The 21,145-nt window shown below is 72.3% G+C and carries 12 protein-coding genes; 10 read left to right on the top strand and 2 right to left on the bottom strand.

Annotation, left to right across the window (positions count from 1 at the left end; genetic code table 11):
* The coding region (locus tag E0D90_RS09985; protein WP_130797403.1) for a right-handed parallel beta-helix repeat-containing protein at nt 1-3,385 on the bottom strand (3,385 nt) is incomplete at its 3' end.
* An 86-nt stretch (nt 3,386-3,471) separates the two neighbouring features.
* Between E0D90_RS09985 and E0D90_RS09980 the strand changes: the two genes are divergently transcribed.
* Nucleotides 3,472-4,992 (top strand): S8 family serine peptidase, encoded by a 1,521-nt coding sequence (locus tag E0D90_RS09980; protein WP_130797402.1) that lies wholly within the window; start codon nt 3,472-3,474, stop codon nt 4,990-4,992.
* A gap of 77 nt (nt 4,993-5,069) precedes the next feature.
* Here E0D90_RS09980 and eccCa read toward each other — a convergent pair whose 3' ends face one another.
* Nucleotides 5,070-9,080, bottom strand: coding sequence for a type VII secretion protein EccCa (gene eccCa, locus E0D90_RS09975; protein ID WP_227870111.1), 4,011 nt, complete (start codon nt 9,078-9,080; stop codon nt 5,070-5,072).
* A gap of 374 nt (nt 9,081-9,454) precedes the next feature.
* Between eccCa and eccD the strand changes: the two genes are divergently transcribed.
* From eccD to E0D90_RS26550, 9 genes are all read left to right on the top strand, one after another.
* The gene (gene eccD, locus E0D90_RS09970) at nt 9,455-10,852 is read left to right on the top strand and encodes a type VII secretion integral membrane protein EccD (protein ID WP_130797401.1); all 1,398 of its coding nucleotides are present in this window, start codon (nt 9,455-9,457) and stop codon (nt 10,850-10,852) included.
* A 14-nt stretch (nt 10,853-10,866) separates the two neighbouring features.
* Nucleotides 10,867-12,378, top strand: a complete 1,512-nt coding sequence (gene eccB / locus E0D90_RS09965) for a type VII secretion protein EccB (protein ID WP_130797400.1) — start codon at nt 10,867-10,869, stop codon at nt 12,376-12,378.
* 164 nt (nt 12,379-12,542) lie between these two features.
* On the top strand, nt 12,543-12,881 hold the full coding sequence (locus E0D90_RS09960; RefSeq protein ID WP_103503014.1) for a hypothetical protein: 339 nt from the start codon (nt 12,543-12,545) through the stop codon (nt 12,879-12,881).
* Between the two features lie 73 nt (nt 12,882-12,954).
* The gene (locus tag E0D90_RS09955) at nt 12,955-13,275 is read left to right on the top strand and encodes a WXG100 family type VII secretion target (protein WP_103503013.1); all 321 of its coding nucleotides are present in this window, start codon (nt 12,955-12,957) and stop codon (nt 13,273-13,275) included.
* 93 nt (nt 13,276-13,368) lie between these two features.
* Nucleotides 13,369-13,860, top strand: coding sequence for a type VII secretion system-associated protein (locus E0D90_RS09950; protein ID WP_227870110.1), 492 nt, complete (start codon nt 13,369-13,371; stop codon nt 13,858-13,860).
* 41 nt (nt 13,861-13,901) lie between these two features.
* Nucleotides 13,902-17,354, top strand: a complete 3,453-nt coding sequence (locus E0D90_RS26555) for an AAWKG family protein (RefSeq protein WP_157996845.1) — start codon at nt 13,902-13,904, stop codon at nt 17,352-17,354.
* An 83-nt stretch (nt 17,355-17,437) separates the two neighbouring features.
* Nucleotides 17,438-17,896 (top strand): YbaB/EbfC family nucleoid-associated protein, encoded by a 459-nt coding sequence (locus E0D90_RS09940; RefSeq protein WP_130797399.1) that lies wholly within the window; start codon nt 17,438-17,440, stop codon nt 17,894-17,896.
* 8 nt (nt 17,897-17,904) lie between these two features.
* Nucleotides 17,905-18,279 carry a hypothetical protein gene (locus tag E0D90_RS09935; RefSeq protein WP_103503011.1) on the top strand — a complete coding sequence of 125 codons (375 nt, stop codon included), beginning with the start codon at nt 17,905-17,907 and terminating at the stop codon, nt 18,277-18,279.
* Between the two features lie 3 nt (nt 18,280-18,282).
* Nucleotides 18,283-21,145: WXG100-like domain-containing protein (locus tag E0D90_RS26550; protein WP_498072957.1), on the top strand; the 2,863-nt coding region annotated here is incomplete at its 3' end.

Raw genomic sequence — 21,145 nt, 5'->3', positions numbered from 1 at the left:
GCGCTGCGCGCCAGTGACGCTGGAGACCCTGCCGTCGCAGATCGGCGCCGTGCGGTGCGCGCGGTCCTTGGGGACGGCGGGGATGGGAGAGGAGTTGGTGGAGGAGATGGTCGCGGAGCAGGCGGCGCAGGTCGTCCACGGTCGGCTCCCGGACGGAACTGAGCCGTCGCGCCTGCTGGGTGACCATCCCCTCCAGCAACTGCCGTGCCAGCCGGGCGTTTCCGAAGGACCGGTCGCGCGGCAGGGCGTCGATGTGGGTGTGCAGGGCCTCCAGCGTCTCCGGCGCGCAGGTGTAACCGGACTCGTCGGCCTGGTACTCCATGATCGTGACCAGTTCCTCCGTGGTGTAGTTCTCGAACTCCACGAAGCGCGAGAAGCGGGAGGACAGACCCGGGTTGGAGTCCAGGAAGCGCCGCATCTCCCCGGTGTAGCCGGCGACGATGACCACGACCTCGTTGCGATGGTCCTCCATCAGCTTCAGCAGCGTGTCCACGGCCTCACGCCCGAAGTCGTTGGAACTGCCCTCCGGGGTCAGGGTGTACGCCTCGTCGATGAACAGCACACCACCCAGGGCGCTTTCGAAGACCTCCTTGGTCAACTGCGCCGTGTGGCCGACGTATCGGCCGACGATGTCGGCGCGCGCCACCTCGATCAGCTGACCGCGCGGCAGCACCCCGAGGGAGTGCAGCAGCCCCGCGTAGAGGCGGGCCACGGTGGTCTTGCCGGTGCCGGGGGCGCCGGAGAAGACCAGGTGCTGGCTGACCTTGGGCGCGGGCAGCCCCGCGGCCTCCCGCTGCCGGGCGGTGGACAGCAGGCTGACCAGGTCGGTCACCTCGCGCTTGACCGCGCCGAGGCCGACCATCGCCTCCAGCCGGGCCAGCATCACCTCCCGGTCCTCGCCGGGGTCCTCGTCGGACTCCGCCTTCGGCGCGACGTCCTCCGGCATCAGCAGGGTGAGGTCGCGTTCGGCCAGGTCGGTCATGGTGCCCAGCCGGAACGCCTGGCGGTCCACCATCTCCTCGAACACCCGGCGCGCCTCGCGTCCGTTGCCGAACGAGGCGTCGCGCGGCATCCGTTCGAAGTAGGCGGCGAGCGCCTCCACCGTCCCCGGGCCCAGTTCGTACTGGTGGGCGCCGCACATGTTGCGGGTGATGGTGACCAGGTCGGTCACCGAGTAGTTGGCGAACTCGATGGTGCGGGTGAAGCGGGAGGCCAGACCGGCGTTGGACTCCATGAAGGTGGTCATCTCCGGGCTGTAGCCGGCGACGATGACCACGACGTCGTCGCGGTGGTCCTCCATCAGCTTCAGCAGCGTGTCCACGGCCTCACGCCCGAAGTCGTTGGAACTGCCGCCCTCCGGAGCCAGGGTGTACGCCTCGTCGATGAACAGCACGCCGCCGAGTGCCTGGTTGAACGCCTCGGTGGTCTTGATGGCCGTGCCGCCGATGACCTGGGCGACGAGGTCGGCGCGGGAGACCTCCACCAGGTGGCCGGAGCGCAGCACGCCCAGCTGGGCGAGGATCGATCCGTAGAGGCGGGCGACGGTGGTCTTGCCGGTGCCGGGCGGGCCCGCGAAGACCAGGTGACGGCTCATGGAGGCGACGGGCATCCCCAGCCGGATGCGGCGCTGGGAGAGCTGGTTGAGGTTGACCAGGGTGCGGACCTGGTGCTTGACGCCCTCCAGGCCGATCAGGTCCTCCAGTTCCTCCAGCGGCTCCTTCGGCTCGTCGACGCCGGGTCCGCCGGAGCCGCCCCGGGCGGCGGCGCGTTCGGCGACCTCGGCACCCCACTCGTCGGGGGCGCCGTTCTCCGCGCTGGAGAGGTCCAGCACCTGGAGCGCCTCGCTGGGGCGCTGCTGGGTCAGGCCCGCTCCCCGGTTGTCGCGGACCGTGCAGCCGGAGAGGGAGACCGGGCCGGTGGTGTCGACGCGGATGCCGTCGCCGACGTTGCCGCTGACGTCGCACTGGACGAGTTCGGCGCGCGATCCGGCGGCTAGCAGCACGCCATGGGCACCGGAGCCGGTGACGCGGCCCCGGGTGAGGGCGAGTTCGCCGCCGTCGAGCACAAAGACGCCGGAGGCGTGGCTCGCGTCGGTCTCCAGGTCCCGCACGGTGATGACGGCGCCGTCGCCGATGTGGAGCCCGGCGCCCCCGGCGCCGCGCACGGTGCAGTCGCCGAACTGGGTGGTGGCACCCGACGCGGTGTGCAGGGCGTCGCCGCCGGCCTGTTCGACGACGGTGAACTCGATGCGGCCACGCGCGTCCTCGACGGCCTGGACACCGGCGCCGGCGGGCGACCGGAACAGGCCGCGGCGGATCATCGGGTTGGCGCGGGTGCGCAGGGTCAGCGCGGCGCCGGAGCCGCCGTTGACCTCCACGCGGTCGAACTCGGCGCTGGCGTCCTCCTCCAGCAGGATCGAGGCCAGCGCGTCGGAGCAGTCACGGATCTCGGTGCGCAGGAAGGACGGCGAACTGGCGTCGGTGACACGGATGGCGTGGCCGCCCGCCGCGTTGACCGAGCAGTCCTCGAAGGTGCCCCGGGAGCGGTCGGAGACGACGATGCCCTCGACCTTGGTGCGGTGGGTGGCGCAGGCCCGCAGCAGCGGGTCGGAGCCGGCGGACAGGGCGATGCCGGGGCCGGAGGTGTTGGTGACGGTGACGTCCTCCAGCAGCGGCCGGGCCGCGGTGGTGATGTAGACGCCGATCGCGCTGTCCCGGATGGCGGTGCCGGAGACCCGGGTGGTGCAGGAACCCTCCAGGGCTATGGCCGGTTTGCCGGTCCCGGCGATGTCGCACGCCTCGATGGAGCCCTGGGCCTCGCCGTTGGCGAGGACGCCGTTGCCGCGCGCGTCGCGCATCCGGCAACCACGCACCATGGCGCGCGAGTTCTGGCCGAGGACGACGGCGGAGGTGCCGAGGTTCTCCAGGACGCAGTCCTCGATGACGCTGGGGTGCTCGGAGGTGTCGACGACCCCCGCGCCCTCCCGGTTGGTGACGCGGCAGCCGCGCATGGCGAGCGAGCCGGTGTCCCGGGCGATGACGGCGGTCCAGCCGGCCCCGACCACCGTGCAGTTGTCCATCGCGACCTGGCCGCGCGCGGCGTCCACCACCGCGACGTCGTCACTGCCGCCGCGCAGCGTCACGTCGGTGAGCTTGACGGCGTCGGCGGCGAGGGTGAGGGCGGTGCCCCGGTGCGGGCAGATCTCGACGCTGCCGGGATCGCCCTCCCCGACCAGGGTCACCCGGGTCCGGATGGTCAGGGCTTCCGCGTAGCGGCCGGGCATGACGCGCACCACGGCACCCGATCGAGCCACCGCCAGTGCCTCGCCGATCGTCCGGTAGGCGTCGGACCGATCTGGACTGACGGTCAGTACCTGCCGTGACACTATGCGACCTCCTGGCTCGCCGGCTTGGCGGGAACCGACGGGCTCCGGCGCAGCCGCTGGGGAAACGTGCTTCTATGATCGGCCACATGTATGGCGACCTCTGTCGTCGCGCGGCGGCTGGCACGGCGGCTGCCGTTCTCCCCGCCCTCGCGATGCTCACTCTCGTGTCCGTGCCCGCCCACGCCCAGGACGACCCGGTGTCCCTGCCGCCGCTGGTGCTGCGGCTGGCGGACGACGCCCCGTGCACCGGCGCCTCGGAGACGACCGTGGAGTCCCGGCCGTGGACGTGGCGCGCGCTGCAACTCGCCCGCTCCTGGGAGCTGTCGACCGGTGAGGGTGTCACCGTCGGCGTGGTGAGCACCGGCGTCGGCGACGAACTCGCCGCGCTGGGCGGCCGGGTGGCTGCCATCGGTGACGCCGGTGAGGACTGTGTCGGGCACGGGAGTTTCGTCGCCGGGCTGATAGCCGGCACGGCGGACGGTGACGCCCCGGTCGCCGGGGTGGCACCGGACGCGCGGGTGCTGGCGGCGCGCGGCACCGACGAACGGGGCGCTCCGGACGCCGACTCGCTGGCCGAGGGCATCCGCGGCGCGGTCGACGGCGGGGCGTCGGTGGTCTACGTCGGGCTGGCGCTGCGCGGTGAGAGCGAGGAGGTGGCCGCCGCCGTCGAGGAGGCAGTGGAGGCCGACGTGCTGGTGGTGGCCCCCGCCGCACCCGACGTCGCGGAGGAAGAGGCCCCGCGTGGCGAGGAGTTGCCGCAGCAGGACTACTGGCCCGCGAGCATGCCGCAGGTGCTGTCGGTGATCGACTTCGGGCCGCAGGACGCGCGTCCGGAAGGCGCGCCGCTGCCGCTGTACGCGGATCTCGCGGCGCCCGGCGGGGCGGTGGTGGGCGTCGGCCCGCAGGGGGGTGGTCACTACCTGGGCTCCGGGTCGTCGCTGGCCGCCGCGCACGTGGCGGGTGCCGCGGCGCTGGTCCGTTCCTACCAGCCGGAGCTGGACGCGGGCGAGGTGTTCCGCAGGCTGACCGCCTCGGCGTACCCCGACATCGTGCCCCGGCTGGACGTGGTGGCCGCGCTGACGACGTTCCTGGACGTGCCGGGGACGGTGCCGGAGCCCGCCCCGGGCGTGGTCCCGCCCGCGGCGCCCGACGAGCCCGCGGAGCGGGCGCTGTGGGCGGCGGGGATCGGCGTCGCCGTGGCACTGCTGGTGGCCGCGCTGATCGCCGTGGTGCCGCGCGGCAAGGCCCGCGGTTGGCGTCCGGCGGGCGAGGAGCCCCCAGGGGCGCCGCCCGGCGGCGGAAGGGGTGACGGCGGGGGCCGGGTCCGGCAGCGGCGCGAGACCGAGCCCGAAGGCGACCACGCCGCCGACTCGGGCAGGATCGAGCTGCCGGACGCTGTGCCGCAGAGCAGGACCCCGGCGACACCGGGCGGGGGAACTCCCATGACACCGCACGGCGGGACGCCGATGAGCGGGCAGCGAACGGGCGACCACTGGCTGCCGCAGGCAGGCCCGACGGGGATGGTCCCCTCGCAGCCGCCGGTCCCGCCCCGCCCGCCGGTGCCGCCCACGGGCGGACACGACGCGGGTGGCGGCGGCGGGCGCTGACGTGGGCGCGGGGTCGCCCTGAGCGGCGGGCGGCGCGGTGGCGGGCGCCGCGTCGGCCGGGGCACGGCTGGCGGCGCTCACGACCGCTTCTCCAGGTCGAGTTCGGACCCGTCGGAGCCGTCGGGCGCTCCCGGCTCCAGCCACGCGGTGTGGATGCGGGTCTCCTTGCGGCGGGTGATGAGCACGCCCCGGCCCGGTATCAGGTTGCGGCCCTTGACGTTGCCGAAGACGTAGCCCTCGGTGGGCGGGCAGGAGAGCATGATCCCGGGGCTGTTGACCTCCAGGATCCGCCGCAGCAGCGGGTCGTTGAGGCCGCGTCCGGCGCCTGCGGCGGAGCGGGTGACGATCAGGTGGAGGCCGACCTCGTAGCCCAGCGGCAGGTGGTCCAGGAGCGGTGCGAACGGCTGGTTCAGCGGGCCGCCGGTCGCCACCATGTCGTAGTCGTCGACCAGGATGAACAGGCGGGGGCCCTTCCACCAGTCGCAGCGCCGCATCCGGGAGGGCGCGATGTCCGGGCCGGGGACGCGGGTCTGCACCGCGCGGGCGGCGCCGTCGATCAGCTCCTTCAGCCCGTCCATGGTGACGGCGTGGCCCAGGCGGTACTCCTCGGGCACCGACTCCACCAGCTCACGCCGGTAGTCGACGACCATGATGCGCGCCTCGGCGGGCGTGTAGTGGCTGGTGATCGCCTGGGCGGCCAGCCGAAGCAGGTTGGTCTTCCCGCTCTCGGAGTCGCCGACGACGACCAGGTGCGGGGTGACGGAGAAGTCGTGCCACACCGTGCCCATCTGGTTCTCTTCGGTGCCCAGCGGCACGCGGGGCCCGTCCTCCACGGCCGGCAGCTCCCGGGCGTCGAGCAGGGTGGGCAGCATCCGCACCGGCGGGGCGGCCGGCCCACTGTGGTGCTCGCGAACGCGGGCGACGAGGTCGGCGACGCCCTCGGAGAGGTCCTCACCGCTGGTGCGGGAGTCGATGCGGGGCAGCGCGCTCAGGTAGTGCAGCTTCGACTCGTTGGTCAGTCCCCGCCCGGGGACGCGCGGCACGCCCGCGGCCTTCCGCACATCGATGTTGGAGTCCATGGCGTCGCCCATCCGCAGTTCCAGATGGGTGCCGGACTGGTCGCGGACGGCCGCCGACAGCTCCACCCAGCGCGCGGTGGTGGTCACCAGGTGGATGCCGTAGTTGAGGCCGCGGGCGGCGATGGCGCTGAGCGTGGGGATGTAGACGTCGAAGTCCTGGCGGACCGTGGACCACCCGTCGACCACCAGGAACGCGTCGCCGTGCTCCTGGTCGGGGAACTCGCCGGCGGCGCGGCGCCGCCGGAAGGAGGCCATCGAGTCGATGCCGTTCTCCAGGAAGAACCGCTCCCGCTGTGCGAGCAGGTTGGTGACCTCGGTGACGACGCGGCCGACCCGCTCGCTGTCCATACGCGCGGCGACACCCGCCATGTGCGGCAGGCCGCTGAGCCCGGCGAGGGTGCCGCCGCCGAAGTCCAGGCAGTAGAACTGCACTTCGCGCGGGGTGTGGGTCAGAGCCAGCGCGCAGAGCAGGGTGCGGACCAGGGTGGACTTGCCGCTCTGCGGGCCACCCGCGATGGCGACGTGGCCGCCGGCGCCGGAGAGGTCGACGGTGAGTTCGTCGCGGCGCTGCTCGAAGGGCCGGTCCACGACGCCGATGGGCACCGTCAGATCACCCGCGCGTGGGGAGCAGAGGCCACGGCCGGGCACCGGGGCAGGCGGGGCGAGCAGCAGCATGTCGAGGGTGTCGGGGTCGCGCAGCGGCGGCAGCCACACCTGGTGGGCGGCGGGCCCGGCGCCGCGCATGCGGTCCACGGCGACGTCCAGCAGCGGGAGCCCGGGCTCGTTCTCCTCCTTCTCCAGCGACACCGGCTGGTGTTCCGGCTGCTGCCGGGGCTCGACCCATTCGGAGGTCCAGGGCACCACCTGGGAGGCGACCCGGGCGCGGTGCGCCGAGCCGCTGCGGCGCTCGTAGACGCCGGAGACGTAGGCGGCACGGAAGCGGGTCAGCGGATCGACGCCGCTCTTGAGGAAGCCGCTGCCGGGCTGGGCGGGCAGCTCGTAGGCGTCGGGGACACCGAGCACGCCACGGCTCTCCATCGCGGAGAACGTCCGCAGACCGATCCGGTAGGACAGGTGGCTCTCCAACTGGTGCATGCGGCCTTCGTCCAGTCGCTGCGACGCCAGCAGCAGATGGACACCGAGGCTGCGGCCCAAGCGGCCGATCATGACGAACAGCTCCAGGAAGTCCCGGTGGGCGGAAAGCAGTTCGCTGAACTCGTCGACGACGACGAAGAGGCTGGGCAGCGGGTCGAGCGGGGTGCCGTCGGCACGGGCCCGTTCGTAGTCCAGCGCCGAGGTGTAGTTGCCGGCGGACCGCAACAGCTCCTGGCGGCGCACCAGTTCGCCCTGGAGCGCGTCGTACATGCGGGCCACCAGCTCGACCTCGTCGGCGAGGTTGGTGATCACCGCCGAGGTGTGCGGGAGTTCGTCGAGGCCGAGGAAGGTGGCGCCGCCCTTGAAGTCCACCAGGATGAAGTTGAGCGTCTCGGAGGAGTTGGTGAGCGCCAGGCCCAGGACCAGGGTCCGCAGCAGCTCGCTCTTGCCGGAGCCGGTGGCGCCGATCAGCATGCCGTGCGGGCCGGTTCCGCCCTGCGCCGACTCCTTGATGTCCAGCTCGACCGGGCGGCCCTCGGAGTCCAGGGCGATCGGCACGCGCAGCCGCTGTGATCCCGTCCGCCGTGCCCACAGCTCCGCCGGGTCGTGGCGGTAGAGGTCGGGTATGCCGATCAGGCTGGTCAGTTCGGTGTCGTGGGCCAGCGGTTCCGCGCCGGACTCCTGCGCCATCGACAGCCGGTAGGGCGCGAGACGCCGGGCGACCCCGGCGGCGGCGCCGGCGCCCAGTGAGTCGGGCCGGCCCAGTTCGGTGAACTGCTCCTTGCGTTCCCGGTCGGTCCGCACCAGCCGCAGCGTCGGCTCGGCGAGGTCGAGGCGCAGCGTGGAGCGGCCTGGCCGCCAGGCCAGCGTGGAGTCCACGTCCAGGACGACCGCGTTGCGGAAACCCGGCCCCTGCACCCGGTGGCCCTCGGGGGCGACGACGCCGTCCAGGACCACGACCACGAACGGCTCGTCCCGGCTCGGTATCGCGTCGGCGGCGAAGGGCGGGCGTTCGGCGAACTCGGGGCCCAGCAGGTCGTCCAGCTCGCTGACGTTCGAGCAGACCATCCGGACCGGTCCCGCGCCGTCGGTGCGGGTGCGGTGCAGGGAGTGCGGCAGCCACTTCACCCAGTCCCAGTCCCCGGAGCGGTCCTCCCCCGCGCACACCACGACCCAGACGTCGTCCGGGGAGTGGACCACCGTCAGCTGGGCGAGAACGGCGCGGGTCAGGTCACGGGCGCGGTCCGCGTCGCCGCGGAAGAGCACCTTGGACCAGGCGCGGAGGTAGACGGCGATCGGCTGGACGGGGACGGTGGCGTAGGCGCGGATCATGCTGCGCAGCGCGTGGGCGCTCAGCGGCTCCAGGTCCTCCACCGGCTTGGCCGACTCCGGTGCCAGCCGCAGCCCGAGCTTCTGGTCACCGACGGCGACCCTGACCTCACCGAAGTCCTCGTCCTCGACGCGGCGTTCCCACAGCCGGCTGGTACCGGCCAGCGCGCCCAGTCCGGCCGGGTCGGGGTGGCGCCAGGCGAGCGCCTTCTGCTGCTCGGCGACGGCCACCCGCACCTTGCGCCGGGTCTTGCGGAGGTACCGCAGGTAGTCGCGGCGCTCCCCCTTGAGCTTCTGCTTGCGTTCGGCGTTGCGGCGGAAGACGTTGCCCAGCAGCATCACGGAGACCGAGACGACCATCATGCCGAGCATCAGATAGATGAAGTTGTCGCCGCGCGCGCCGCCCGGTCGCATGTACATCAGCATCATCGACACCGACATGAGCGCCATCGGCAGGTAGTTCCACACCTGGGAGCTGTCGTTGGAGACCTCCGGCATCGTCGGCGGTTCCTGGAGCGTCAGCTCGCCCTCGGGCATGTCCGGACCGCGGCGACGGGCCGGGCGGCGGAAGAGGACGGTGGTCACAGGCGCTCTCCTCGGTGCGTACCCGCCCGGGACGGGCGGACGGTCCCGGCCGGACGGCGCGGGACGGGGACATCGCGTTCGGCGCGGGTGGCCGGAGCCCCGGCACGCGAATACCCGGAGACGGCCGGCCCCGGCCGCGGAACGCCGCCACGGGGGAGCGCGATCCCGTGCCGGACGGGATGAGTCTACGATCCAGTACAGACGATGGGGAAAGTAAGTCCCCCCTTTCGCAGCCGCGCTTCGGCCACCGGTGGCCGGTGGCGCGCGTACCGCGCCATCCGGCCCCGCACCGCGGCGGGGGCCCGGCCGTGCCACCTGTCCGGTTCACCGACTGGCGGGATGTCGTCGTCCCGCAGGGAAGCGTGAGTGTGACCATGACCGACCTCGCAGCACCGAGCCTGTGCCGCGTCACCGTGCGGACCCCGGCGCGCACGGTGGACCTGGCCGTGCCCTCCGACGTACCGGTGGCCGACCTGCTGTACACCGTCGTCGACCACGCCGGGGAGGAAGCCGCCGAAACCGGGCTGGAGCACGGCGGCTGGGTCCTCCAGCGGCTCGGCGGCGCCCCGCTGGCGGAGGAACGCACGCTGGAGGCGGTGGGGATCGTCGACGGCGAGACCCTCCACCTGCGTCCGCGTTCCGACGCGCTCCCCGAAGTGGTGCTGGACGACCTGGTGGACGGCGTCGCCGACACCATGGAGGAGCGGCCCTTCGGCTGGAGCGCCACGGCGGCGCGCCGGCTGCTCCTCGGGATGCTGCTGCTCACCCTGGCCGCCGGGCTGGCCGTCCTGCTTCACCCGCCCGCGGACACCGTGAACGCCGTGATGGCGGGGGTCGCCGGGCTGGTGCTCCTCGGTGGGGCCGCCGCCGCCAGCCGGGCGGTCGGCGACGCGGGCGCGGGCGCGGCTCTCGGTGTCGCGGCGGTCGCCTACGTCGCACTCGCTGGATGGCTGCTGCCCGGTGGCGAGTTGGGCGGGGCCCACCACGCGGAGATACTCGGCGCCCGCGCCCTGGCGACCGGCGCCGCCGCGCTCGGCGCGGCGATGCTGGCGGTCGCCGCCGTCGCCGCGTTCGCCGCCTTGTTCCTGGCGCTGGCCGTGGTGGCGACGGGCGCGGCGGCGGGTGGCGCGCTGATGATGACCACCGACCTCGCGGTCGGTGAGGTCGCGGGCGTGCTGGCGCTGGCGTCGGTGATCTGCGGCGCCCTGGTGCCCTCGCTGTCGTTCAGGATGTCGGGGCTGAAGATGCCGCCGCTGCCGACCAACGCCAAGCAGCTCCAGGAGGGCATCGAGCCGCACTCCCCCTCGGCGGTCAAGAACCGTACGGTGCTGGCCGACGGCTGGATGACCGGCCTGTACGGGGCGATAGCGGTGCTGTGCGCGGCATGCCTGCTCGGGCTGTCGCTGCGGCCGACGCTCGCCCAGGTGCTGACCATGGTCGCGCTGTCGCTGCTTCTGCTGCTGCACGCGCGGGCGCTGGGCAACACCGTGCAGCGGCTGTCGCTGGTGGCCCCCGGTGTGCTGGGGGTGGCGCTGCTGGCGTTCGGGCTGGCCACCACCACGACGACGGTGGGCCGGCTGCTGCTGACCGCCGGGCTGCTGGCGGTGGCCGCCGCGCTGGCCATCGCGTCCTGGACGGTTCCGGGCCGGCGGCTGGTCCCGTACTGGGGCCGGGCCGCTGAGCTGTTGCAGTCGGCGGCGGCGATCAGCATGCTGCCGCTGACTCTGTGGGCCCTCGGTGTCTACGGCGCGCTGCGCTCGATCAACGGCTAGGCCAGGGAGCGACGATGCAGACCAAACGTGACCAGGTACAGGCCCACATGTTCCTGATGAGCCGGCTCACCTCCGCGATGCTGCGGTCGGACCCGGACGCGCCGGAGAGCCCGCAGGCCCGCACCAACCGGGGCATCGTGTGGGGCGTGGTGATCGCGGTGATCCTGACCGCGGGTTCGTTCGTGCTCGGCATGTTCAGCCCCGGGAAGAAGACGTCCTGGCAGACCTCCGGGGACCTGGTCGTCGACAAGGACACCGGCGCCCGCTACCTGTACCTGGACGAGCGGTTGCGGCCGGTCCGCAACTACGCGTCGGCCCGGCTGCTGGCCGGAGCGGACCTCGGCACCACCACGGTCGGCGGCAAGTCCCTGCGGGGCACCCCGCGCGGCACCCCGGTGGGCATCCCGGGGGCGCCCGACCAACTGCCGCCCGGCGACGCGGAGACGAGCGCCCCGTGGCTGGTGTGCGCCTCGCGCGACCACCAGGCGGAGGAGGCGGAGGACTCCGCGTTCACCACTCTCGCCGTCGGCGAGGAGCCCGGCGGCGACGGCCTCGCCTCGGACGAGGCGGCGCTGGTGCGCGGGCCGGACGGCGAGGACTACCTGGTGTGGCAGGGCAGCCGCCTGCGGCTGGACGCCGACGCGGGCGCCCTGGAAGCGCTGGGCTACTCCGCGCAGAACGCCGTGGTGGTCTCCGCGGCCTTCCTCAACTCGCTGCCGCCCGGACCGGATCTGAGTCCGCCGCAGGCCTCCGGACTGGGCGAGGCGGGGCCGCAGGGGGTGGGCACCGTGGGGCAGGTCTTCGAGCAGACCGTGGCCGGTGGCGAGGCCCGCTACTTCCAGCTGCGCGAGGAAGGGCTGGCACCGCTGACCGCCACCGAGGCCGCGCTGATCCTCGGCGACCCCGGCACCCGTGCCGACGCCTACGACGGCCAGACGCCCCGGCCGCTGCCACTGGACTCGGAGAGCGTGCGGGAGCTGCTGCTGGAGACGCCGGGAGGGCGCGCCGGTGCGATGCCGGAGGCCCCGCCGAAGGCGGTGGCGCTCGCCGACGACGGCGCGCTGTGTGCCAGCGTCCTCCCCGAGGGCCAGGGCACCCGGATCAGCGTCAGCATGGTGGACGCCGTGGCGCTGGGCGCCCCCTCCGAGCTCTCCTCGGATCTGGCCGCGCCCGCCTGCACCCCGGTGGACCATGTGGTGGTCCCGGCCGGGGGCGGCACCCTGGTGCGGGCCGTCGGCGCCGGCGGCGGACGCATCGGGCCCTCGCTGTACCTGGTCACCGAGGCGGGTGTGAAGCACCGGGTGGACGGCGAGGAGGCCGCTGCGGCGCTCGGGTACGGCTCCACCGAGCCGGGCGAGATCCCCGCGCCGCTGCTGGCGATGGTCCCCTCCGGCCCGGATCTCTCCGAACTGGACGCGCGTGAGGGCCGGGTGTCCCTGACGGAGCCGTTCTGCGACGCCCCCGGCGAGCAGGACGACGCCGTCATCGACGGCTCCGAGGCAGAAAGCAACGAAAAGACAATCTGAGGACAACGTCCGGCACTTCCGTCACAACACGCTGTACCTAGCATGGGTCGCGGTCCCCACCGCGCGGCCGTCACCCGCCGGGGTGCGGCGAGGGCCTGTCAGCACAAGGACGGGACGCGGCCGACGAGCGCTCAGGCCGTACCCAGGACGGAAGGGCCGGGCACATGGCTGAAGGCTTGCAGGCATCTGAGGAGTCCGCCACACGCAGCGGAATCCAGGCACTGGGCACCGCCTCCAGCGGCGTCACCCGCTGCATCGGGGAGGTCGAGAACACCAAGAACAACCTGCTCAGGAGCTACAAGGGCGCCGACGGCCAGGAGTACAAGAACCTGATCGAGAGCTGGGAGCTCCAGGCCGGGATCATCCACACCAACCTGACCGACATGATCAACGCCCTTGAGGAGACCCTGCAGGCGCACGGTCTCCAGCAGAGCCGGGCAAAGGACGAGATCCACCAGAGGCAGTCGCAGTCCAACGCCGTGTTCGACACGCTGCAGGGCTGATCCGTACCGCATTCGGCCGGGCCCCTCGACCCGCCGCCCCTCCCCGTCATCCTCCGAGCGACAGGACGCGAACATGAGTGACTTCGGCGAAGGCTCCATCTACATGAACTACGGAGGCGTGAACAACGCCTCCGACGACCTGATCAACCAGACGCGGGCGATCCGCACCCTGCTCTCGACCCTGGAGCAGGAGCTCGCCGCCCTCAAGTCCAGCTGGGTCGGTGAGGACAAGGACTCCTACACCGAGAAGCAGGCGGCGTGGGACCGGGCCGTCACGAACATGGAGGAGATGCTCAAGAACAACTCCCTCCTCCTGGACAACCTCTCCGACAACTACCGGCACGGCGAGCGTTCGCTGGGACAGATGTGGCAGGGAGTCAAGATCGGCCGCTGACCCGCGCCCACGGCCCGCGGGCCACCAGTCGATCCAGCACCGCCCGACCGCCACCGACCCGACCGCCACTGACCCACCGGAAGGAGCAGCCGCGTGAGCACGGAGGACCCGAATTCCGACACCGGTCCGCTGAAGATGGACAAGGCCGGACTCCAGGCCTTTCTCTCCGACCGGGTGGAGCCGTTCGAGAAGCGGATCCGGGAGATGAACACCGACGAGACGGACGCCCCCTCCATGACGACGCTCTCCCGCAAGGGCGACATCGACGTCACGGACACGGCGGACCACGGCCGGACGGCGCCGCTGTCGCTCGGGGCGATGCTGCTGCCGGGCAGCTTCGAGAGCAAGGGGCAGCAGCTCAACTCGGCGATGGGAGAGTCGGCTTCGAGCCTCCACACGATCTTCGGGGATCAGGAGAAGCTCTTCAAGGACGTCACCGACAACCTCATCACCACGATCGACACCCTGATGACCACCCAGGGGGGCAACCTCACCGAGATCGACGGCCAGGACTTCCTCGACGTGTTCGAGGGCATCGACAGCCGGCTCGGCGGTGGTTCGAACTCCGGCTCCGACAACAGCTGACCCCGCTCCCCTGACCCCCACAGCGCCACCGGAGAACTCTCGTGCCCGACCAGGAAGACTCCGACTCCAGCGACTCCAGCGATTCCAGCGGCTCAGGTGGCTCCTCGGATGAGGGATCGGGGAGCAACCAGTTCGTCGACGAGGACGACGCCTGGCGGGAGGCCGTCGGAACCATCACGGGCTACCCCGTTCCCCAGGCCTCGAAGGTCTTCGAGAACCTGAAGGGGAACAACGAGATCCCGCTGATGCGGGTCGAGATCTCCAACGGCAGCGTCGACTCCGACGCCATCTTCGACGCCATCGACGACCTCAGCGAATGGCGGCTGGCCAACACCCCGTGGCGAGTCCAGAACACCGACTTCGTCATCCCCTTCTACTCGCCCACCAGCGGCGGGTCGGGTACGGCGTCCGTCGGCACCCGGGTGCGGATGAAGCGCGCCCGCATCACCATGCTCGGAACCAGCTCCTCCGGCGACCCGCCGGCGCACGGCAGTCTGCGGTCCGGCAGTGAGTTCGGCAGCAGTCTGAACCACGACATCGGCGACTCCAAGAAGGACGTCGTCTGGGACAACCGGCCCGTCGCCCAGTACGTCTACGGCAGCGGCAAGGCCCTGGACGCCCTCCTCAACGACGGCGACACCGTGGGCTTCACCTGGAACGACTCCGAGGCGATCGGCCGGGGCGCGGCGGTCAGCCTGGAGAGCCTCACCCGGACCGCGGCCGCCTTCGACCGGGTCGCGCTGTTCTTCCACAACCAGCACCGGGATCTCCAGGACTGGGAGCACGACCTCGGCCAGGACACCGCGGCCTGGAAGGGGCAGGCGGCGGGCGTCTTCCACGACCTGATTCGCGGTCTGCGACGCGTCTACGGCTCCTACTCCGAGCAGTTCCCAACGGCGTTCGGCGGGCTGCTGGGTTCCATACACGGACACGAGCTGCGCACGGCCCGGATGGAGATCGAGCGAGCGGTACAGGCGCTCCGCAACCAGTGGTGGTTCTGGCAGGAGAACTACGGCAATCCGCTGGCCTGGCTGAACGAGGTCCTTCTCGATGTCACCGAGGAGGTCTGGGACAACAACATGAGCAAGGTGTCGTACAAGTACGAGTCCACCACCTCCGGGCGGTACGGCGGCAGCACCGGCAGCCACAAGGTCGACAAGGACGGGTTCTCCGACACGGTCACCGTCGGCGGCTCCAGTGGTCTGGCCCTCACCGACCTCGACACTTGGAAGCGGGTCGGCCAAGAGGCCGTCAAGCGCTGGGAGAAGAGCGTCGAGGACGAACTCGGCGAGATCTCCCGCGAGACGATCCGGACCATCCGCAACGCGCTCAACACCCCGGACTTCCCGACCCAGGTCCAGACCCAGACGATCAACCTCAACGACGGCTACCTGCGGGCCCAGGCCGACAAGGACCGGGCGGACCGCGAACAGGCCGAGAAGGACGCGCTGGAGCGCTACGAGCGGGACAAGAAGGAAGCAGAGGAGAAGGCGGCGGCCGACAAGGCCGAGGCCGACCGCATCCGCGAGGAGCAGGAGGCCAAGGCCGACCGCATCCGCGAGGAGCAGGAAGCCAAGGCCGACGCCGCCAAGGAGGAAGCCGACCGCATCCGCGAAGAGCAGGAAGCCAAGGCCGACGCCCTCCGCGAGGAGCAGGAAGCCAAGGCCGACGCCGCCAAGGAAGAAGCCGACGCCCGGTACGAGAACGACAAGGCCGAGGCCGACCGCGTGCGCGAAGAGCAAGAGGCGCGCGCCGCGGAGCAGATGGAAGAGCAGAACCGGCGCCAGGAAGAGGCCGAAGCGCGCGCCCAGGAGCAGGTGGAACAGCAGAACCAGCGCCAGGAGGAACAGGAAGCGCGCGCCCAGGAGCAGCTGGAACAGCAGAACCAGCGCCAGGAGGAGCAGCAGCAACTGGCGATGGAGCGCCAGGAGCAGCAGGTCTCCGACCAGCAGGCCCGCGCCGACGAGCAGCAGCGCGAGGCGCAGGAGCGGCAGAACGAGGCCGAACAGCGCGCCATGATGATGCAGACGCAGTCACGCGGCGACCAGACCCGGATGCAGCGCGACCAGCAACGCCGCCAGGACGAGGCCGAGGAGCGCGCCCTCCAGCAGCAACAGGAGCAGGAGCAGCGCCAGCAGGAAGCCCAGGAGCGGCAGGAACAGCAGGTCGAGGAGCAGAACCGCCGCCAGGAGGAACAGCAGCGCGAAGCCGAGCAGCGCCAGCAGGAGGCTCAGGAGCGCCAGGAAGCGCAGGTCGCCGAACAGCAGGAGCGGCAGCGCGAGGCCGAAGAGCAGCGCATGCAGACCGAGTCCGACTACCGCGAACGGCAGGAAGAGGCTCAGGCCGAGCAGCAGGAGCGCCAGGAACAGCTCCAGGCCGAGCAGCAGCAGCGGCAGGAAGAGGCGGAGCAGCGCGCCGCCGAGCAGCAGGAACAGCAGCAGCAGCGCCAGGAGGAGCTTCAGGAGCAGCAGCAGCAGCGCCAGGAGGAGGCCGAGGAGCGCGCTGCCGAGCAGCAGCAGGAACAGCGGCGGCTCCAGGAGCGGATGCAGACCGAGCAGCAGGAGCGGCAGGAACAGGCCGAGCAGCGAGCCTCCCAGCAGCAGCAGGAACAGCAGCAGCGCCAGGAGCAGATCCGCACCGAGTCCGAGCAGCGCAACTCCGAGGCACAGCAGCGCGTCGCCGAGCGTCAGGCGGAGGCCGACCAGCGGCAGCAGGAGGCCGAGCGCCGCTACCAGGAGCAGCTGCGCGGCGTCGGCAGCGGCGGCGGTCCCGGCGGCGGCGCCGGTGGCCCCTCCGCGCCGGCCACCACCACGCTCAACCCGGACGGCACCGTCACCCTGGAGTACCCCGACGGCTCCACCCGGACCATCGGCTCCTCCGACGGTGAGATCACCACCCGCCTGCCCGACGGGACCGTCCGGACCATCGACCCCGGCACGGGCGAGGTGCGCACCACCTACCCCGACGGCACCACCCGGACCGAGATCCTGCGCCCCGGCGAGTCCATCAACGACATCGTCGGAAACTCCGCGCCCGGCGGACGCACGGTGTACAGCCCGTCCTACGGCGGCTGGGAAGAGGAGCTGTACGACCGGTCGCCGGGAGGCGCGGGCTACGGGCTCGGCAGCAACAGCAACGGCCCGATGGGCGGCGGTGGCGGGATGCCCATGATGCCGCCCGGCGCCCGGATGGGCGGTGGTGTCAGCGGCGGAGCCGGCGACACCGAGCGCGCCCGGCTGACCCACGACGACAACGCGTTGCAGCGCCACGCGCAGCGCCGGGCCGGTGGTGACGTCGAGACCATCTCCGCGGCGCGCGGGATGCAGACCGCCGGCGGGATGCCCATGATGCCGCCGATGGGCGGCGCGCCCCCGCCCGGGGGAGGCGGCGGCCAGCAGACCGAGAGCGGTCGCGAACGCGCCTCCTGGATGGAGGAGGAAGATGATGTCTGGGGCAGCGACGAGGGCGGCGCCCCGGCGGTCATCGGCCGCTGACCGGCGTGCGGAACGGCGTGCGGAACGGCGTGCGGAACGGCGTGCTGACCGGCGTGCGGAACGAGGAAAGGGGTAGCCCCGCGATGGACATCGAGGAACAGCTGGCGAAGGCCGTGGAGCAGCTGCGGCAGACCGAACAGGCCGCCGCCCAGGCGCAGAACCAGCTCGGCGCCATGAGCGAGACGGCGCGCTCACGTGACGGCAGCGTCGAGGTGACCGTCTCCGCGCAGGGCCGGATCGAGGACATCCGGTTCCTCGACGGCCGGCACCGCTCCATGAGCGCGGAGAAGCTGTCGGCCGCCACCATGGAGGCGGCCGACCACGCCCAGGCCGTGATGGCCCGCGTCGTCATGGAGACCCTGCGCCCGCTGACGGAACTGGCCGACGCGCTGTCGGCCAACACCTCCGAGGAGGGCCGCGAGGCCGCCGCCGACGACTGGGCCAGGCTGTTCGCGCCGCTGGAGGAGACCGCCGCACGAGGTAACGTCAACGAAGGACGCGGCAGCGCGCGGCTTCGCGACGAGATCCACGAGGGCGAGTAGGAGGCACCATGTCCGTCCCAGGCAGCAGTTTCGAAGCCGACCCCCAGCGGCTGGCCGCGTTCATCTCCGAGTGCGAGGGCATCGCCTCCGAAATGCGTCGGCTCGCCCCCGAGTTCCGTTCCAGCACGTTGGCGTACCACAACTGGATGGGCGTGGACGACAGCGACCACTTCTACAAGACGGAGCACCCGCGCTGGAACGAGACCGTGGACCAGGTCGAGATGATGGTGGACTACGTCGCGCAGTCCATGGGGCACATCAACGAGGCGAACTTCCACGAACTGCGTGAGATCCAGGACATGCAGAGTGAGGCGCTCGAAGACATCGCGGCGCTCGGTCAGGGCCAGGACAGCGACGGCGTCTTTGGCGGCGGACGGTTCTGACCCGTGGTCCCCGACAGTATCGAGTTCTCCCAGGACGTCCGCCGGATGCTTTTCGTCCTCATCGGCCACATGCCGATGCAGGCGTCGTCCGACATGGCCTACGACAGCCGGATGCCGCTGGAGAACCTCGCCGACTCGGTGGACCGTGTCCGTGGACGTCTCAACGTCGTCATGGGGAAGGTCGACGGCGCGCTGCCGCCGCACGTCGCGGCCGAGTTCAAGTCGGCGGTGCAGACCATCACCGACCCCAAGGGCGACGACCGGCTCGGGGATCTCTCCGCCCACCTGCGCCGGGACCTGGCACAGAACCAGGTGGCGCACTCCAGGAACATCATGGAGGCGAAGTGGCAGATCATCGCCGAAATCCTGATGCTCCTGGCCCAGTTGGCGCTGCTCGCCGCGCTGGCCTTCTTCACCGGCGGCACCTCGCTGACGCAGGCCGCCCTCGCCAAGACCCGCAGCACGCTGACGGTGCTGCTCGTCATCCAGCGCCTCTCCAACCAGGGCATCCTCTTCCCCTCGGTCAGCAGCGCGCTCCAGGAAGCGATCATCACCTTCGCGACCCGCGTCGCGATGATGCAGCTCAACAAGGGTGCGCGTGCCCCCGGGAGCATCGACTGGGCAGCGGTCGGCAAGGCCGGGTTCTTCGGCTTCACCGCCGGCCTCTTCACCGCCGGCCTCTTCCACGCCCTGCCCAACCCGTTCCGCGGCGCCCCGAACCCGGGCGGCAGCGCGTGGCCCGACTTCCTGGAGAACATCCCGCGGTCCTTCGTGGCCGAGGGCGTCGGTGACGCCGGGTCCGAGTCCCTGGTCAACGGTCTCTTCGAGGGCCGGTGGGAGTTCAACCCGATGTCGCTGGTCGGCGGCGGTCTCTCCGGCATCAGCGGTCTCTTCCTGGAGACCGGCGTCTACCTCGGCGCCAAGGCGGGGTTCGACCGGTGGATGAACCGGCCGCCGGGGCTGGACAACAACCCCTCGGGCGGCCCCATCGGCGACGGCTTCGGTGGGACCACCCCGCCGCCGCCCGTCCCCGCGGATGGGCCGAAGGCCGTCATCACACCGCCGCCCACCGTCTCGACACCACCGCCTGACGGGCTCGGGAAGAAGGCGCCGCTGCCCACCCCCGTGCCCACGCCGGTCGCGCCGCCGCCCTACACGCCTCCGGTTCCCGTGGCTGCCCTCACCGACAAGGGCGCGTTGACACCGGTCACCGAGAGCGGTCCGCTCCCCACCCCGCCGCCGCTCTACGTGCCTCCGGTCAACACGACCGTCAACACTCCGGTGAACGTGCCGGTGAACGGGCCGGTGAACCTGCCGGCGAACGTCCCGGTGAACGGGCCGGTGAACCTGCCGGCGAACGTCCCGGTGAACGGGCCGGTGAACGGGCCGGTGAACCCACCGGTGGACCTGTCGGTTTCGCCACCGCCGTACTCCCCGACGGCGCCGGGCGCGATCACCCCGCCGGCGACGCCGGTCACACCGCCGCTGACGGTCACACCGCCGCCAACAAGTACCCCGGGCGAAACCACCCCCGCCCCGGTCTCGCCGGTCACCCCGACGGCGCCGGTCACACCCGGCACGACCCCCGTGATCCCGCCTGCCCTCGGCACCGTCGGCCCGCCCGTGTCTCCGGCACCGGTCATACCCGGCGGCACCGTCACTCCGCCTCTGGTCAACACGCCGACCCAGACCCCGGTCACCACGCCGGACACGCCTCCGGCCGTGGTGCCACCCGACGGGACCACGCCCGTCCCGGACGACCGCACCGCCGAGCCCGCCGCCCCCGCCGACCCCGTCGTCCAGCGGCCGGCCCCGGCGCCCGAACCCGGCACCTCCCGTCCGGTCACCGAGAGCGGCGGGTCCTCGGTGGTGCCGCCGCGCGCCGAGACCGGCGCCACTCCGGAGACCACGGACCGGCCGCGCACCGACACCGGCCCGGCCACCGGACAGCCCGGCCCCTCCCCCCGGCCCGGCGACACCACCACGGTGCCGCCCGCCCAACAGACCACTCCCACCGACGAGTCGAGCACCACGGACGCACCGCCCGTCACCAGGCCCGGCGACGAGGCACCGCCCGCGCAGACGCCCGCCGACCGGACCCAGCCCGACCGGACCCCGGCCGAGCAGACACCACCCGAGCAGACGCCGCCCCGCGTCGACGACCACGGGCGGGTGCTGCCCACTCCCGACCCGGTCCGGCCGGAGCAGTGGCAGCACCACCAGCAGCAGGCGCCCGTCACCACCGTGTACACGCTGCTCCCGCCGCCCGTGGACCCCGCGACGACGCAACAGCAGGCCCCCCAGCGCCAGGACACCGTCGTCCGCACCACCGTGCAGCGCGTCCAGGCGGATGACGGGCGCTGGGTGCGGACGCTGACGGTCGATCTGCCGGTCCGGCCCGGCGACGGCGTCACGCCCGACCGGGTGCCCGAGATCGAGCAGCGGCTGCGCGACCTCACCGACACCCACGTCAACCACGGCCTGACGCTGCCCGACTCCGGCGACCAGCTCCACGTCGACGTGCGGCTCACCCACACGCCCGACGACCCCGACGCCGTGGTCCTGAGCGCGAGCCCGGTCCCGACCGCCTCCGACCAGTTCCAGCTGCACACCTACACCCCGGTACCCGGCACCCCGCCCGCCGAGGGCATCCGCAGGCAGCTCGGCACCGACCACGCCGTCCTCACCCAAGTCCTGCGCTACGCCGGGATCGACACCGCCTCCGGACCGGCCGCGACCACCTCCAGCCCGTCGACGCCGCCGCCCGCCGTCCGGCCCGAACAGCTGCGGACCGTCGCGGAGCTGACCTCCCCGGCCGCCCCCGCGCCGACGACCACCGGTACCGCCAACCCGGCCCGCCCCGGCC

This window comes from Streptomyces otsuchiensis (assembly GCF_004305975.1).
Lineage (GTDB): Bacteria > Actinomycetota > Actinomycetes > Streptomycetales > Streptomycetaceae > Streptomyces > Streptomyces otsuchiensis.
Note: the sequence above shows the minus strand (reverse complement) of the source record. Positions and strands in the feature narration are given on the sequence as shown.

Coding starts and splice junctions, on each gene's coding strand:
- E0D90_RS09955 (WP_103503013.1), top strand. CDS start 12,955: ATGAGTGACTTCGGCGAAGGCTCCATCTACATGAACTACGGAGGCGTG.
- eccB (WP_130797400.1), top strand. CDS start 10,867: ATGCAGACCAAACGTGACCAGGTACAGGCCCACATGTTCCTGATGAGC.
- eccD (WP_130797401.1), top strand. CDS start 9,455: ATGACCGACCTCGCAGCACCGAGCCTGTGCCGCGTCACCGTGCGGACC.
- E0D90_RS09940 (WP_130797399.1), top strand. CDS start 17,438: ATGGACATCGAGGAACAGCTGGCGAAGGCCGTGGAGCAGCTGCGGCAG.
- E0D90_RS09935 (WP_103503011.1), top strand. CDS start 17,905: ATGTCCGTCCCAGGCAGCAGTTTCGAAGCCGACCCCCAGCGGCTGGCC.
- E0D90_RS09960 (WP_103503014.1), top strand. CDS start 12,543: ATGGCTGAAGGCTTGCAGGCATCTGAGGAGTCCGCCACACGCAGCGGA.
- E0D90_RS09980 (WP_130797402.1), top strand. CDS start 3,472: ATGTATGGCGACCTCTGTCGTCGCGCGGCGGCTGGCACGGCGGCTGCC.